Source organism: Nostoc sp. DedQUE07, assembly GCF_034530975.2.
In the GTDB taxonomy this organism is placed as follows: domain Bacteria; phylum Cyanobacteriota; class Cyanobacteriia; order Cyanobacteriales; family Nostocaceae; genus Nostoc.
The window spans coordinates 74,216-89,813 of sequence record NZ_JAVRCC020000014.1 but is presented as its reverse complement, the minus strand read 5'-3'; the positions used below and the strand labels follow the sequence as shown (position 1 = coordinate 89,813).

The 15,598-nt window shown below is 43.3% G+C and carries 12 protein-coding genes and 1 pseudogene; 2 read left to right on the top strand and 11 right to left on the bottom strand.

All coding sequences use genetic code 11. The features are described 5' to 3' along the window. Positions 1–140: 140 nt before the first annotated feature. From RMZ95_RS13790 to RMZ95_RS13775, 4 genes are all read right to left on the bottom strand, one after another. Positions 141–1,859 (bottom strand): NAD+ synthase, encoded by a 1,719-nt coding sequence (locus RMZ95_RS13790; protein ID WP_322683069.1) that lies wholly within the window; start codon positions 1,857–1,859, stop codon positions 141–143. Positions 1,860–1,957: 98 nt separating this feature from the next. After that, positions 1,958–2,704 carry an NUDIX hydrolase gene (locus tag RMZ95_RS13785; RefSeq protein ID WP_163929288.1) on the bottom strand — a complete coding sequence of 249 codons (747 nt, stop codon included), beginning with the start codon at positions 2,702–2,704 and terminating at the stop codon, positions 1,958–1,960. Next, positions 2,665–3,264 (bottom strand): nicotinate-nucleotide adenylyltransferase, encoded by a 600-nt coding sequence (locus RMZ95_RS13780; protein ID WP_322683039.1) that lies wholly within the window; start codon positions 3,262–3,264, stop codon positions 2,665–2,667. Before RMZ95_RS13780 ends, RMZ95_RS13785 begins: the two co-directional genes overlap by 40 nt. 58 nt (positions 3,265–3,322) lie before the next feature. Then, positions 3,323–4,738, bottom strand: coding sequence for a nicotinate phosphoribosyltransferase (locus RMZ95_RS13775; RefSeq protein ID WP_322683038.1), 1,416 nt, complete (start codon positions 4,736–4,738; stop codon positions 3,323–3,325). 454 nt (positions 4,739–5,192) lie between these two features. On the opposite strand from RMZ95_RS13775, the gene RMZ95_RS13770 reads away from it, so the two are divergent. Then, positions 5,193–5,345, top strand: coding sequence for a hypothetical protein (locus RMZ95_RS13770; RefSeq protein WP_194041182.1), 153 nt, complete (start codon positions 5,193–5,195; stop codon positions 5,343–5,345). Between the two features lie 133 nt (positions 5,346–5,478). Here the strand turns inward: RMZ95_RS13770 and RMZ95_RS13765 are convergent, their stop codons facing one another. The 7 genes and pseudogenes from RMZ95_RS13765 to RMZ95_RS13735 form a co-directional block, all read right to left on the bottom strand. Next, positions 5,479–6,099 (bottom strand): Uma2 family endonuclease, encoded by a 621-nt coding sequence (locus RMZ95_RS13765; RefSeq protein ID WP_322683037.1) that lies wholly within the window; start codon positions 6,097–6,099, stop codon positions 5,479–5,481. A 129-nt stretch (positions 6,100–6,228) separates the two neighbouring features. Continuing rightward, entirely contained in the window at positions 6,229–7,740 is a 1,512-nt protein-coding gene (locus RMZ95_RS13760) for a trehalase family glycosidase (RefSeq protein WP_322683036.1), read from the bottom strand. A gap of 102 nt (positions 7,741–7,842) precedes the next feature. After that, entirely contained in the window at positions 7,843–10,641 is a 2,799-nt protein-coding gene (gene treY, locus RMZ95_RS13755) for a malto-oligosyltrehalose synthase (protein ID WP_322683035.1), read from the bottom strand. Between the two features lie 518 nt (positions 10,642–11,159). Beyond that, positions 11,160–13,007: a malto-oligosyltrehalose trehalohydrolase gene (treZ, locus tag RMZ95_RS13750; RefSeq protein ID WP_322683034.1), complete on the bottom strand. Its 1,848-nt coding sequence runs from the start codon at positions 13,005–13,007 to the stop codon at positions 11,160–11,162. Between the two features lie 385 nt (positions 13,008–13,392). Next, on the bottom strand, positions 13,393–13,800 hold the full coding sequence (locus RMZ95_RS13745) for a thiol-disulfide oxidoreductase DCC family protein (protein WP_322683033.1): 408 nt from the start codon (positions 13,798–13,800) through the stop codon (positions 13,393–13,395). Between the two features lie 264 nt (positions 13,801–14,064). Then, positions 14,065–14,352, bottom strand: a pseudogene (locus tag RMZ95_RS13740) (Uma2 family endonuclease); the annotation flags it as partial. Further along, on the bottom strand, positions 14,319–14,459 hold the full coding sequence (locus tag RMZ95_RS13735; protein WP_322683032.1) for a hypothetical protein: 141 nt from the start codon (positions 14,457–14,459) through the stop codon (positions 14,319–14,321). The pseudogene RMZ95_RS13740 and the gene RMZ95_RS13735, both read right to left, overlap by 34 nt. Between RMZ95_RS13735 and RMZ95_RS13730 the strand changes: the two genes are divergently transcribed. Further along, the gene (locus RMZ95_RS13730) at positions 14,458–15,507 is read left to right on the top strand and encodes an aldo/keto reductase (RefSeq protein WP_322683031.1); all 1,050 of its coding nucleotides are present in this window, start codon (positions 14,458–14,460) and stop codon (positions 15,505–15,507) included. The two genes, RMZ95_RS13735 and RMZ95_RS13730, sit on opposite strands and share 2 nt — an antisense overlap. The last annotated feature ends 91 nt before the right edge of the window (positions 15,508–15,598 follow it).

Below are 15,598 nucleotides of genomic sequence, written 5' to 3'. Positions count from 1 at the left end.
CGGATAAATCACACGACTTTTAACGAAGAATGTAAAACCTGTCCCTCTTCGCCTCAGAGAAGGACAGACTTTAATAAAAGTTCAAGACAGGAAGAGGTTTGATAACTAATTACTTGATTTGTGGATGAGCATTTTGTCCATCACAACAAACTAAGGTTAGGTGTAGCTGTGGTTTTAGTCTGGTAAGCATTTTTGATACCAACCCAGTTACTAGCAATTGGCATTCGCCAACCGGTTCCAAAGGCGCGATCGGTAATTTTTAAACCGGGGGGTGCTTGTCGCCGTTTAAATTCAGCCCGCGCCACCATTTGAATTACTCGGTTTACAATCACCGCATCGTGACCGGCTGCAACAATTTGTGCTGCTGATTGGTGGTTGTGAATCAGGCGTTGCAAAATATCGTCCAAAATTTCGTAAGGCGGTAGAGAGTCTCGATCGACTTGGCCTGGTTTGAGTTCGGCGCTGGGTGCTTTAGTCAAGACGTTTTGCGGAATGATTTCATTATGGCGATTTAACCAATGGCAAAGTGAATACACACGGGTTTTAGGTACATCTGCAATTACTGCTAAACCGCCATTCATATCGCCGTAGAGAGTACAGTAACCAACTGCCATTTCTGACTTGTTACCGGTAGATAAAAGCAGATAGCCAAATTTATTAGCGATCGCCATTAATAAATTACCGCGAATCCGAGATTGGATATTCTCTTCAGCCAGTCCAAACTCCGTACCCGCAAACAAATCATCTAAAGTGCGAGCGAAGCCTTGCATTAACTCGCCAATTGGTAAAAGATGAGTTTTAATTCCCAAATTTTCGGCTAATGCTTCAGCATCACTGATGGAATGCTCGGAACTGTAAGGGGAAGGCATGAGAACACCCAAGACATTTTCTTTACCAAGTGCAGCCGTGGCGATCGCAGCTACTATTGCCGAGTCAATCCCGCCACTTAACCCCAATACTACTTTAGAAAAGCGGCACTTACGAGCGTAATCTCGCACTCCCAAAACCAACGCTTGCCAAATTTCTTCATCTTCCGATTCATACATCGGTTCTACAGAACCCAACTGTAAATCGTGTTGCGCCTCGTCAAATTCTACTACTACTAAATCAGTGTCAAAACCACGAGCGCGACACATAATTTCACCTTGACGATTTAAGGCAAAACTATGTCCATCAAAAATTAAATCGTCATTTCCGCCAACCTGATTAGCGTAAATCATTGGTTGTTGAAAACGTATTGCACTATGCCTGAGCATGATTTCACGAAACTGTTGCTTACCAGCGGTGTAGGGAGAAGCAGACAAATTTACAATCAAATCTACACCCAAAATTGCTAAGTCAGCAATCGGATTTACTGCATAACTACGTTTGCCCCAGAATTCCTCATCGTTCCATAAATCTTCGCAAATAGTTACGCCAATATGGATATTATCGAGAGTGAAATAATTAGCTTGCAAGCCTTCTTCAAAATAACGGCGTTCATCAAAGACATCGTAAGTAGGCAAAAGTCGCTTGTGAAAAACTTGCTTGACTGTGCCATTTTCTAACAAAGCCATGCTGTTAAATAAACTTTTACCGCCACTAATATCTGCTTTGATATTCGATTCAACAGTTCCTACTAACACAGCTAAATTTGGTGGTAAATCCTCAGCCAAGTTTTGTAAAGTGATGCCCATCGCTTCCACAAAACTAGGATTTAATAATAAATCTCTTGGTGGATAGCCACACAGAGAAAGTTCTGGTGTCAGCAACAAACGCGCACCGCTAGATGCGGCTCGTTGTGCCGCTTCCAGGATTTTTTGGGCATTTAAAAGCAAATCACCAATTGTCGGATTAATTTGAGCGATCGCAATTTTCATATTATTTGTCATTGGTCATTGGTCATTTGTCATTTGTCAGGAGTCATAAGTTACTCTGGACTTCAGACTTTTAACTCTTGACTTGGGGTAGAGATTGGTTAAATAAACACTAAAGGTTTATCTTTTAAGGGAGCAAAAGCTTCGGCGTCAAACTTATACAAACTAGCTGGACGACCAGCACCTCGTGATACCTTAATTCCGGTATCGCATAAAAAACCTAACTTGAGTAGACGCGCTCTAAAATTAGAATAATCGGAAAAGTTATCACCTAAAACTGTGGCGTATAACTGATATAAATCATTCAAGGTGAACATTTCTGGCAAGACTTCAAAAGCCACCGGACTATACTCTAATTTATTTCGCAATCGCCTGTGCCCATAAGCCAAAATTTCGTTATGGTCAAAAGCTAATTGCGGCACTTGTTTGACCGGATACCAAGCGATGCCAGTCATGCGATCGGCAATCAATTCGGCTTCTTCAAATCGCACTAGGGCAAAGTAACTAACTGATAAATAACGCACACCATAACTATCAGTTGCTTCCCGTGGATCGCGATTTGGCCCGCCAAATGTATAGAGTTGTTCTAAATAGAGATTATTGACCTTAATTTTCTCCGCCATAATGCGATAAGCGGCATCTTCTAAAGACTCTCCTGGACGTACCAAAGTACCGGGAAGACTCCAATGATTTAAAAATGGTTCTTGCTGCCGCATTACTAGTAGAACTAACAGCCGATTTTGTACAGTATCTACAGAAAAAATTACATTATCAACACCAACCTTGAAATCGGCCAAAGGTTGTTGGTTTAACGGAGTTGGTATCTTTTTTGGTGAACGTCCTGGCATTCGTACAAATGCTCTCGATTAATATAGGCAACTACAGGGGCTGTGAGGGCTTGGGGATCTCTATGTTCGCGGTAGGCTGTTGAGGAAACATCTAGACCAGTCAGACTAGCGATCGCAATTTTCCCTCCCAGGTTTTGCACTACCTCTGAACTAGATTCATCTATTGCATATCCGGGTCGCGGTACAATCAGTAGTTGCACTTCCTGTAACAAATCTTCAATGCGATACCAACGTGGTAGCTGACTCAGTAAATCTGAACCAACGATCAATGTCAATTCAGCGTCTTTACCCCAAGTAAGCTTGGCTTTTTCCACTGTTTCCAGCGTTCTGAAACTACTCAATTCTTGTTCCAAAGCAATATTGTGCCGTGGCGCGTCTATATTTGCAATCAACAGTTGCAGCATTGCCGCCCGATGTTCTAAGGGTGTTTGATGAGACTTAAATGGATTATCTGCTGCCCAAACCGCTACCCAATCATAACGCTCAGACAACCAACTTAGAATTTCTTGATGTCCAGCAGTTGGCGGATCGGCACTAGTTCCAAACAAAGCAACTCTCATAGTAATTAGTAATTCGTAATTCGTAGTTCGTAATTAAGACAGACTGAAAGAGTACTTCTTACCTCTGTGTTCTTTGTGCCTCTGCGGTTCGTTTGTTAGTTTCTTCAGTCAACACCCGTAACCCCTCAGAAATCTCCACTTCTACAGCCACAGGACGATCCAAACGCCGTGTTTGTTGTGGCAAACTCGCAACTGAGGCGACGGTACGCTGACGAATTGTTGCCAACGACTCCAAAGGCTGTATCCGTTCACCTTCTTGCACTACCAACTGCAACAAAGGTTCTTCATCCAAAGCAATTTCATCTAAGAGTCCCAACCTGTCTGCTTTTACCTTACCTCCCGTAAACGAGCGAAAAATCTGCTTGCGTCCTGGATAAGTAACTTTACTACTCGATTGCTTCATGACTGGGATGCCATCAATGTCTACAAGTTTATAAACTCCATTGACAGGCGAACCTGTAACTAGTCGCGTTCCCAGTCCGTAACCATCAATTTGCGCTCCAGCAGCTTTTAATCTGGCAATTTCCCACTCATCCAAATCACCACTAGCAAAAATTGGCACACCGGGAAGGAGCGATCGCACCTGTTTTGATAAGGTAACTAAATCTCCTGAGTCTAATCTCACTCCTGTTAATTGCATTTCCCCGGAATTTACTTTTTCGGCCAAGCGCTGGGCAGCAGCAATGGTATCGTAAGTATCAATTAGTAATGGCGCACCCGGAAAATAGCGATGAAATGCACTAAAAGCTTGTTCTTCAGTGCCTTCTATTGCTGACAATGCCATCACTAAGGCGTGTGCCATCGTACCACTTGGCTGTTGTCCCAGTTGTAGCGCTGCTAACACATTGGAAGTGGAATCTAACCCACCTGCCAACGCCGCCCGTGCTGCCCATAAAGACCCTTGGGGACTAAATGCTCGTCTGGTGCCAAATTCTAAAAGTGTTGCTGATTCCCCTGCTACATCCCGCAACCGGGCTGCTTTTGTGGCAATCAAAGTCTGGTAATTAATCGTATTCAGCAGGTAAGTTTCTACTAGTTGCGCTTGCCAAAGGGGTGCTTCCACCCGCAACAGTGGTTGATTGGCAAACACCGCTGTCCCTTCTGGTACAGCCCAAACATCACCCGTGAACTTTCCCTCAGCTAAAAGTGACCAAAAGCGATCGCCTGCGTGAGCAAAAATTCCCGTTGCCTGTAATGCTGCAATTTGCGCCAAACTAAAGCGGATTTTGGCTAAATATTCCAATGCCTGCGTCAGCCCCATCGCAATTAAATAACCAAAACCCTCTGGCAACCGTCTGACAGACAATTCAAAGCTTGCCCGTCGTTTTTCTATACCTTCGCCTGTGTAACAAGCTGCCATCGTCAACTGGTAAAGGTCGGTCAGCAAGCTGTAGTCATCGGCAGAAAGGTTAAGTTCCGGGTTCTGCTGGCTTTGCTGTTTATATACATAGTCCAAATCTGGCAAAGTGGTCATGCAAGAGCTTCCTTACAAGATGCTTCTTTTATTTATGGTAATATTTACCATAAATAATGTCAACTCCCTGCAAGTATATTGTCTGAGATTGCCGTAGAACAGTAGATTTATCGGTAGCTTAATACTAATTTCATCAAATAATTAATATTTTTTAATAGTAATGGCTAGCAATAATGTTAATTAAATCGGGCGGCTAATCAAGGGAAATAATATCCTGTCAGAGAAAGTTTGTTTTGCTTCGCTCTTTTTCCAAATGGGTTGAAAGAAACAACTATGTTACAATTAGAATCGAAGAGAAAAATTTGACTTTTTGACAAGCTAAAGTATTGCAAAGTTATCTGAATAAACATTGCATATATTCTCAATATATTGAGAATATGAGCAAGGCTTGAGTATTAGGATTAGAGTATAAGCATCACTATTAAAGCGACTCAAAAAGAAGGAGTCCAATATTATGGATATTTCCAAAATCATTGCGAACATAACCCAGTATATTTCTGAAGCTGCAATGCGGATTTTTGGCCCTACGGATGATGCTTATCCTGCTGTTGGCGTACAACCTTTTACAGGTGAGCCTTACGACGAAGATAGAGATGATAATTGGTAGATGCCGATCCGGTATGTGAAAAATATTTATGAACAAAAAGATCCCCGACTTCTTCAATAAGTCGGAGGTCTGATTTTCTCGGTGGAGAAGCAATCAAATAGGATTGCTAGAGTTGCGTTGCGCTTGACATAAACTACTTAATAACAGATTGTCCAGCCGAAAATATTTGTTGTGCCGTTAGTTGCAAGTTGGGAAAGATTAAGGAGATAAGTCGATCGTTGTTTTGAAATAATTGTTTTTGATACTCATCCTCTCTTAGGTTGCAAATTGTCACCGTTGGCTGTTTGGGTTTACCAATATATTCTCTGCCACCGATACCTAAATAATCAACAATCCAATATTCAGGAATTCCTAACAGGGCGTAGTCTTCGGCTTTACGGGCATAATCGTTTTGCCAGTTTGTGCTGACAACTTCAGCAATCAGTTTTATTGAGTTTCCTGATGTAATTACAGGTTGTTGTTGCCATAATGGTTCATTAATTAATTGAGTTTGGTCTAACACAATCACATCGGGACGAAAAGCTGTTTCTGTTCCTAAGAGTTTGATTAGACAGCGATGGGGAATAAAGTAGCTTAGATCCTGACGATCGATTTCTACATTCAGCTTTCGCCCAATCAATGCAGATACTTGCTCGTGTGGCCCGGTTGGTTCCATCTCGATTAATTCACCATCAATTAGTTCATAGCGATCGCACTCACCGTAATGGCTAATAAATTCATCAACGGTTAGAACTTTTGAAGCTGATTGAACCATTGTGATTATTCCTTAGGAGTCAGAATTCAGAATTCAGGAGTCAGGAGAATATTGAATGAATAAATATGCCAATCATACTAGATTCCTTCTATATTCTAAATTCTGATTCATGATTCCTGAATTCTGACTTTAAACTTTTCGATCGCCGATTGCTAAGAGTTCCAGAATCGCTCCATTTGTCCAGCCGAAACCAACTTCGTTAGAACTATACCCAAAGCAGATTTCTTCAGAAACATTGGCAGAACAGCGTTCAACATCATATTTCTCAACTAAAGTATTGTGACGCTCGAATTCTTTAACTGCCATAGCTAAAAATTTGTTGGCAATGCGATCGCCTTCTGTATGATACCCATAGCGGTGAAGTCCAAGGACTGCAACTAATGTCAATGGTGCCCAGCCAAGGGGAGCATCCCACTGATTGCCGGTGACACGAGTACTGGTAAAAATTCCGCCTGGGGCTTCAAACAAAGAGAGATTTTCTACGACGCGTTTGGCTTGAGTTGGAGAAGCAATTCCCAGCCAGAGAGGATAGAACGTGGTAGCAAATTCGTAGCGGCGGCGTTTTCCATTCTGGAAATGATAGTCGAAATATAATCCTTGTTCTTCATCCCAGAGAAATTGATCGATCCGATCGCGGCGGATATCTGCGCGATTGCTCCATTTTTGTTCCAATTGTTCGTTCCCCAGAATATGCTTAATTTGCGCCATGTCTTGTTCCACCTGATACAAGAAACTATTGAGGCACACAGGAGCGTAGTGGAGAATATCAGCGCTGAAGGGGCCAAATCGGTTGGTGATATCAAAACCAGACTCGCGCATGGTGCGATCGCTTTTGTAAAATAGATTGGTCAGTTTGTCATTTTCGCGATCGTAGTAAAGATTGACATCGTAATCTTCAACCTCAAAGGTTTGGTAATATTCCTTGACGCGATCGTAGTGGCTTTTTCCCTCTTCATCTCGCTCGGAAAACAAAACTTCTGGCGCTGGCCCTTCCCCAAAGGCATAAAATCTGGATAAGCCGGTTGCAGCATTCAGGTGGGGCGGTACTACCCAGTAATAATAAAATTGCTCTAACAGAGGTACGGTTGCTTTTAACCACTCTTCATCTTGGGTGTGCTGGAATAACGCCAAGACCATCATACTCAGGACAGGGGGCTGCGATCGCGACAGCATATAAGTCCGGTTGGCGTTGAGAATAATGCCGTAATGTTGTACTTGGTACAACAATTGATCGACTTGGCTTTGTGCTAGCTCCAATTCTCCATCGTGCAAAAGTCCTAGCAATATAAAGTAGCTGTCCCAGCCATACATTTCGTTGAAGCGACCACCTGGTACGACATAAGGCCCTGGTAGGTATAGTAACCCATGCTCTTTAATTGCTTCTGCTTCTGCTGGCAAAGTGCGAATTTCTAGCTGTTGCATATCTTTTGGAGATAGCGATCGCTCCAACACAGTCTGAATGTTGGGACAATCTTCTGAAGGGGAAATGTAGACAATCCAGGGAGTTTCTCTTTTATGGTCTAGTTTGGTATCCTTGGCAGATTGTAATAAGTGTTCGTGCGATCGCGTTAAAGTTTTCCACGTTTTTTTGATGTGGAGGCGCACAGCTTCAATCTGCGCTGTGGTAAGTGTTGGGGTCATAATTACAGAATTGTTTTTTTAACGCAAAGGAACGCCAAGGGAAACGCAGAGGAACGCTGAGGTTTTACAGGGTTCTCTCTGCGTGGGACAAGATTTTTGTTTTTACTCGGCAGTGCTAATTAACAGGGCAACTGGGAAATGGGTAAGGGCTGTTGCGATTGATAGGGTTTCTGTAGTTTGTAAGGGTTGCTGAGTTAGGACGTTTTTCCAAGTGGGGGAAGTTCCAGGGGGTAGTTGCAGGTGCGTATCTTGCCAAACTGACTCGCCTAAAGGATTGTCTCCTGGCTGGATGAGGCTGGTTAAAAAGCGGGGCGCGATCGCGATCGCTGTTTGATTCCCCTCCCGCCGTGCAAAGGCGATAATATGATTGGCGTAGGTTCCCTGAACTTCTAACGGTAAATAATCGCCGTCCTGGAATAATGAGACATAGTTTGTTCTGGCTTGGAGTAATTGAGCCGTTAAAAACAGTTTAATTCTGCCGTCTGTTTTGTCGTTTAGTAACTCCTGAATTAGTCCCAAAATGTCTGTTTTTACCTGTTCGCGGATGGCGCTTAAGTAAGTACGTCGCTGTTCAAAATCCACGGGACGGCGATTATCTGGATCGACTAAACTCAGTTCCCAAAGTTCCGTTCCCTGGTATAAATCGGGTACGCCAGGTGCGGTAATCTTCAGTAAAGTTTGGGAAAGGGAATTGAATATCCCATACTCTGCAATTTGCTGTTGAAAGGGACGAAAGGCTTCTAGAAATTCCCCGGATATAGCAGGATCGAGTACTTTCTCTATGAAGGAGGTACAAGCTTCTTCATACTCGCTATCAGGTCGTAACCAGGCTGTATGCACCTTGGCTTCTCGTATTGCTTTTATTATATAGTCTTTCACCCGTTCCACGAAGGAGGCATGTTCGTGTTCGGCAAAGGGAAACGCCCCTACTAGGGTTTGATAGAGAAAATACTCGTCATTGCGATCGGGCATCGCAAACCCGTGGCGATCGCTCCGATGTCCTCGATTAATCGCACTCCAGGTATTTACCTGCTGATCCCATTCATTAGGGATTTCTGAGAGAACATTCAACCTGGCTCGCACATCTTCGCCGCGTTTGGTGTCGTGGGTGGCGGTGGTGTTCATTGTGTGAGGCCAGGTTGCTTGGTGCTGTTTGTTAAAGGCATGAAATTTGGCTAATTCGATGCCAAAATGTCCGGGATTTCCGCCGACTTCATTCAGCGACAGCAACCGATTGTAAACATATAATGTGGTGTCTTCTACGCCTTTTGCCATTAGCGGGCCGCTGTATTGCTGCATTCGCAAGACAAAATATATCCACTGTTCGCGTTCTGTTTGAGTCAGAGAATTATCAAACTCTAGCAGCATTAACTTTTCAATAAAATTCAGTTCGTTCTGCAACAGGGGCACTTGTTCTTTGGCTTGGCGAATTACTTCTTGAATGGTAGCGCGATCGCTTTCTCCAATTCCATCGGGCGTAATGTAGGTGCGGTAAATTGGGAACAGTGTCAAAACTTCGGCGATCGCTCTTTTTAATCCATTCAGTGTAAAATCATTGCCATAGCGATATTTGCTGGAAACGTTCTTTAACAAAAGAGCCAGATTGTCAATATCGCCTGCTAAATTCTTTTCTAAAATCAGGTGCTTTTTATCTTTTACTACCGATGCATAATCTGCTCTGGAACTGATAAAGTTTTGGTAAATTTTATCGAAGGCTGATTCATTTTCCGTTTGACAAAATACGCCATTTACATAATTTAAAAAGTCATATCCAGACGTACCTTCTATTTCCCAGTTTTCCGGCAACTCTTCGGTGAGTTCTAAAATCTTCTCGACGGTGATATAAACATCTCCCATCTTTTCTTGCAGTCTTTCGAGATACTGGATTGGGTTATAAAGTCCATCAATATGGTCAATCCGTAAACCAGTAAATTTGCCTTCTTCAACTAGTTTCTGAATTAGGCTGTGGGTATTATTAAAAACCCGCACTTCTTCAACCTTAACGGAAATCAGTTCATTGACAGTAAAGAAACGACGGTAATTCATTTCCTCCGCGCCAACTTTCCAGAAGGCGAGGCGGTAAAACTGGTCGTTCAGTAATTCATCTAGGAGGTTAAAGCTTTCTGAATTACCGGGTTCTCCGTTGAATGTTTGGAGATTTTCGTCAATAAACTCGCGGATGGTATCATTTGTGGTGTAGAGTTCCCAAAGCAATCCTTTAATAAATGCGATTTGGTCTTGTCGCTGTTTTCCGGCAACTTCTGAGGGCACACTTTTGAGAATGTAGAGAATCCCCAATAGTTTAATAAAATCGGGATGATTGCGTCCCAGTGTGCGCGTGAGTTTACCTAAATTATGGCTGATAAATTTTGTATAAGATTCTAGCCGCAGTGGCAGTTTTAAGCTGTAATAGTTGACGGTTAAACCGTTTTGTTCGTATTGCAGTTGAATGTGTCCGTTTTCCAGGGATGTACCATAGAAATCTCCCAGCAGAGGAGCGAGAATTCGCTCTTGGCGATCGCCAAAGGGAGCATTCCAAGAAAGATCGAAGTAGTCGGTATAGCTGGAATCTGGGCCGTGTTCCAATACGTCCATCAAGTAATCGTTTTCGCTGCTATAGGCCATGTGGTTGGGCACAATATCTTGTAACCAGCCCATACCAAGGGATTGAACTTCAGCAACTAATGCATCAAAGGACTCATTAGTTCCCAGTTCTGGGTTAAGTTGAGTCGCATCTACTATATCGTAGCCGTGCGTACTCCCGGATCTGGCTTTGAAAATGGGGGAAGCATATAAATCGGAAACACCTAAGTCTGCTAGATAAGCTGCGATCGCTTTGGCGTTGTCAAAGCCAAACTGAGGTGTAAACTGAATTCGATAAGTGGCGGTGGGAATTCGCATATTTTTTTAGTAGGAGTGGGGAGTAAGGGGGATAAGGAAGATGAGGTTTTGAGGTTAAACGCTGAACCTTTTAGAGGATGTTTGAAAAATCCTCTTCTCGGCAGCAAAAAGGTGTTACCCCCCTTAATCCCCCCTTGTAAAGGGGGGAAACAAGAAATCTAATCTAGTTCCCTCCCCTTTACAAGGGGAGGGTTAGGGTGGGGTAAATTTTAAGGGGGGTTAGGGGAGATCGATAAGTGCCTAAGATCGCAGCCAACCATTATTCAAACAACCTTTTAGCTCGAACATTAAGCCTTTATGCTCAAACATTAAGCCTTTATGCTCGAACCTTAAGCCTTTATGCTCGAACCTTAAGCCTTTATGCTCGAACCTTAAGCCTTTATGCTCAAACATTAAGCCTTTATGCTCGAACCTTAAGCCTTTTTGCTCGAACCTTAAGCCTTTATGCTCAAACATTAAGCCTTTTTGCTCGAACCTTGAGGTTATAAGACTGAAACTTTAAGTTCTAACTATCTCCCTCATCCTTTTTCATAGAGTACTAAACTAGTAGGTTGCAATTTCACTTCTTGACCCGCAGACAGATGTTCAGCAGCTTCAGAACCATGCCCAGACCATGAGGTATCAGCAGAGTCTAACAATTTATTAGCATTTTGCTCAAACGGCAAAGTTACTGTCACTGCCGACGAATTGAAATTCATCACAAATATTATTTCACTCGATTCGCACCAACGCCGCACGATGACTATCTCTTTCTCTTCATCGCTAGTTGCTTCGATGAAATTGCGGTCTTGGTTGAGAAGTGCTGGATGTGTCTTCCGTAAATTAATTAACTGACGATACCAATCCCAGAGAACTTTGTGATTTCCTTGATTGCGTAATTCCCAATTAAGTTTAGACTTGAGGAAAGTTTCTGATGATTCTGGATCTGGGGGATCGTCTGCGAAGTGAAATGCTTCAAACTCTTGTTTGCGTCCGGCTCGAACTGCTTGAATTAAATCTGGATCGGAGTGACTGACAAAGTAAATAAAGGGTGCAGTTTCGCCGTATTCCTCTCCCATGAACAACAGGGGTAAGTTGGGCGATAGCAGCACAGCCCCAGCACCTAATTTCAATCCCTCAAAAGAGATTTTCTGGCCGAGGCGTTCTCCTTTCATTTGATTGCCGATTTGATCGTGATTCTGAATACAGACTGTAAACTGTGACAAAGGGCGATCGCGGCAAGATAAGCCATGAAATCGTTTGCGATCGGGCGAGTATTTCCAATCGTAGACAAAAGTATCGCTATAAGCTTTTGCTAGATCGGCACATTTCCCAAAATCTTGATAATATCCTTGGCGATCGCCTGTCAACAGTGTATGCAATGCGTGGTGAAAATCATCACTCCACTGAGCATCGAGTCCATATCCACCCAATTCTGCTGGACGAATTATTCGCGGATTATTCAAGTCACTTTCGGCTATCAAATGGCGTTTCCATCTTTGTCCTTGTTGTGAGAAATGATGAACTGCTTCCGCCAATTCCCATAAAAAATGCTTGGCTCCCAAGTCATAAATTGCTTGAATAGCATCCAGCCGCAATGCATCAATGTGGAATTCGCCCAACCAGTAAAGCGCATTTTCGATAAAATAATTTCGCACACCCTGACTATGGGCATCATCGAAATTCATTGCTTCGCCCCACGGCGTTTTATAGGTTTTAGTAAAGTAGGGCGCGAACTGACTCATATAATTGCCTTCCGGCCCAAAGTGGTTATACACCACATCCAGCACAACGGCGATATTATTTTGATGGCAAGCATTTACCAGTTGCTTGAGTTCGGCTGGACTACCATAGGAATTTTGGACAGCATAAGGATAAACGCCATCATAGCCCCAGTTGCGGTATGCCAGAGATGCTTCAATATGAGTGTCTCCCGGAACCTGGGAGATCGGCATGATTTCAATGGCGTTAATTCCCAGTTCTCTCAGTTCTGGTAAACGGGGAATAATGGCGGTGAAACTTCCTTCCGGCGTGAATGTCCCAACGTGAACTTCATAGAAAATCATCGACTCTACAGGAATGCCCGCCCATCCTTCATCAGTCCACTCAAAGTCATGATCGACAATTTGCGACGGCCCATGTACCCCTTCCGGTTGATACTGCGACGCCGGATCGGCAAAGTTGTCTTGGCCATTCAAGACATACCGATAAAGCGTACCCGGATACACATCGTTGACTTTCGTGTGCCAGTATCCCTCAGATTGAGGCTTGAGGGGAATTAACTGCTGTTCTGGCGTCAAAATTTTTACCGTGACGCTATCTAATAGCGGAGACCAAACTGTAAATTCACACTCTCCGTTACCTAAGTATTGAGCACCAATTTTCACGCAGTATCCTCCCGTCAGATTCTTTGTTGTGCCAAATTATGGTATGGCGCGATCGCAAATGTCATTGATTGCACAATGTTTACAAAGACGCCAGATAGCATAATGGTTGGTCTAGCAGACATTTTGCTAGCATCTGGAGGGGGATTTTTGACTAAAATAAACTCTGTCTAATGACCAAAGGGGCAGAAGGCAGGAGGCAGGGGGCAGAAGCATTGGTGTCAACTTCACGTGAAAGCTCTATAATCACCTGATATTAAATCCACTCGTTTACCATCACTATCCGCGTCACCCCACCCCGGTTTTGTCTAAAGCCAAAACCGCCCCTCCCCTTGCCAAGGGGAGGGGTTGGGGTGGGGTAAAGCGTATGTGGGGCAAGCATTTGAGCTTAAGTTGGCTTGCAGCTACCATCTACACAGTACGATGATTGATATGTATTAGAACGTTTACCAAAGATTGCGTAGCGGTTATCGCGGATTTGCTCGTAAAAGCGATCGCCTGCCCATTTCATCCCCGGTAATGCTCGATAAGCGTCTACAAATATACTTCCTGCTGGCAATAACCGCCCAATTTCTTCTGCTGCATTACTGCCTTGCCAACGTCTTTGAGGGGCATTGCCATCAATTAAAATCATTCCCTGTTCGCAATCTTGGGCTGAAATTCCCCACTGTAAAATTGTCTGCTCATCTTGCATGGGACTGTAGCGAAACAGCTTTCCTTGGTCTAAAGTTTCTAGCAATTGCACCAGGGTAACGCAGAGATTACAATTCCCGTCGTAGATTACGAAGTAATTCATAAAAATAATGGCTCTTTAACAATTGAATTATCGGATGTATAGCAGGAGGCAGGTGGCAGGTGGTCACTGAGCGTAGTCGTTGGCGCAGCCTCTCGTAGAGAAGTGAGGCAGGAGGCAGGAGGTAAAAACCTTGCTATTCCTGAGATTTACGCTTGTCATTATGTCCTAATCTACCTGGCAACTGCTATATCTAAAACACAACTTTGGTATTCTAGCTTAGAAAACCATAGCGATCGCTCTTGCCTCACCGAACCAGTCTCCAGTTTAAATATGCATAATGTCGTCTAGCTTTAGTTGTAAATTTGGCAAGACACCAGAAGAAATAGTATCTCCTAAGCGATATTGTCGTTGCTGGTACACACCATTAACTAACTGACAAATCGTAAATGTTGGTTGTTTAGGATTGCCGATAAACTGCAAACCACCCAAGCCAAGAAAGTCCACAATCCAATATTCTGGGATGTTAAGAAAAGCGTATTCTTCTACCTTTCTTGCATAATCATCTTGCCAATTAGTACTTACAACTTCAGCAACAAGGCAGGTCGATGTATTAACATTGCAGGTCGATGCATTAAGTCAAACATCACTCCCAGTTTCCAGTTATCATGCCCTTGGAATGGTAAATGCCATAGTTTTTTCATTAATGAGAAAATATTCATGAGATACAAACTCTTGGGCAAAAGCGGGTTAAGAGTCTCTGAACTCTCCTTGGGAACCATGACCTTTGGTGAAGATTGGGGTTGGGGTGCATCTGTTGACGAAAGTCGGAAAATCTTCGATAGCTATGCAGAAGCAGGGGGAAATTTCATTGACACCGCCAACGGTTATACCGATGGTAGCAGTGAAAAAATTGTCGGCGAGTTGATTGCTAAAGAACGCGAACGCTTTGTAGTTGCGACAAAATATTCCTTTCCCTTGCGGATGAACGATCAAAAGGGTGACCCTAACGCCAGTGGAAACCATCGCAAGAATTTAATTCAGTCTTTGGAAGGTAGTCTGAAACGGCTGAATACCGATTACATTGATTTATTCTGGTTGCACGCTTGGGATTTCACAACACCAATTGAAGAAGTCTTGCGATCGCTTGATGATGTAGTGCGTCAAGGTAAAGTACTTTACATCGGCATTTCTGACACACCCGCTTGGATCGTTTCCCAAGCAAATACCATCGCCCATTATCAAGGATGGACGCAGTTTGTCGCTTTGCAAATTGAGTATAGTTTGATTCAGCGAACACCAGAACGGGATTTGCTACCGCTAGCTAAAGCCTTCGATTTAGCAGTAACACCGTGGTCGCCCTTGGGTGGTGGTGTGTTGACAGGTAAATATAATCGGTCTTCTCAAGGAGGCGCTGAACAAGGGCGACTCGAAACTTTAGGCGGAGGGATTTCTGAAAAGAATTTAGCGATCGCTGAAGTTGTTAGTCAAGTTGCGGCAGAAATTGGTCATACACCTTCACAGGTAGCATTAGCTTGGTTACGCGCTCAAAGTGGTGTGATTATTCCGATTATTGGCGCACGTAAATTAACGCAGTTTCAAGATAACTTAGCTTCAATAGAAGTCACACTTTCGCCAGAACATCTGCAACGGTTAGATGAAATCAGTCAAATTGAATTGGGTTTTCCCCATGACTTTTTGTACAATGACGTAATTCGCGATCGCCTTTTTGGTGGTACTTTTAATACTATAAAAAACCACCGTATTTGACTAATAGTCATAAAGTTTAACATATTCAGGCATTAATTCAATCGGTCGTCAGAGAGTTTCGCCAAGCCAAACAATTCTGTAGAGTTAGATG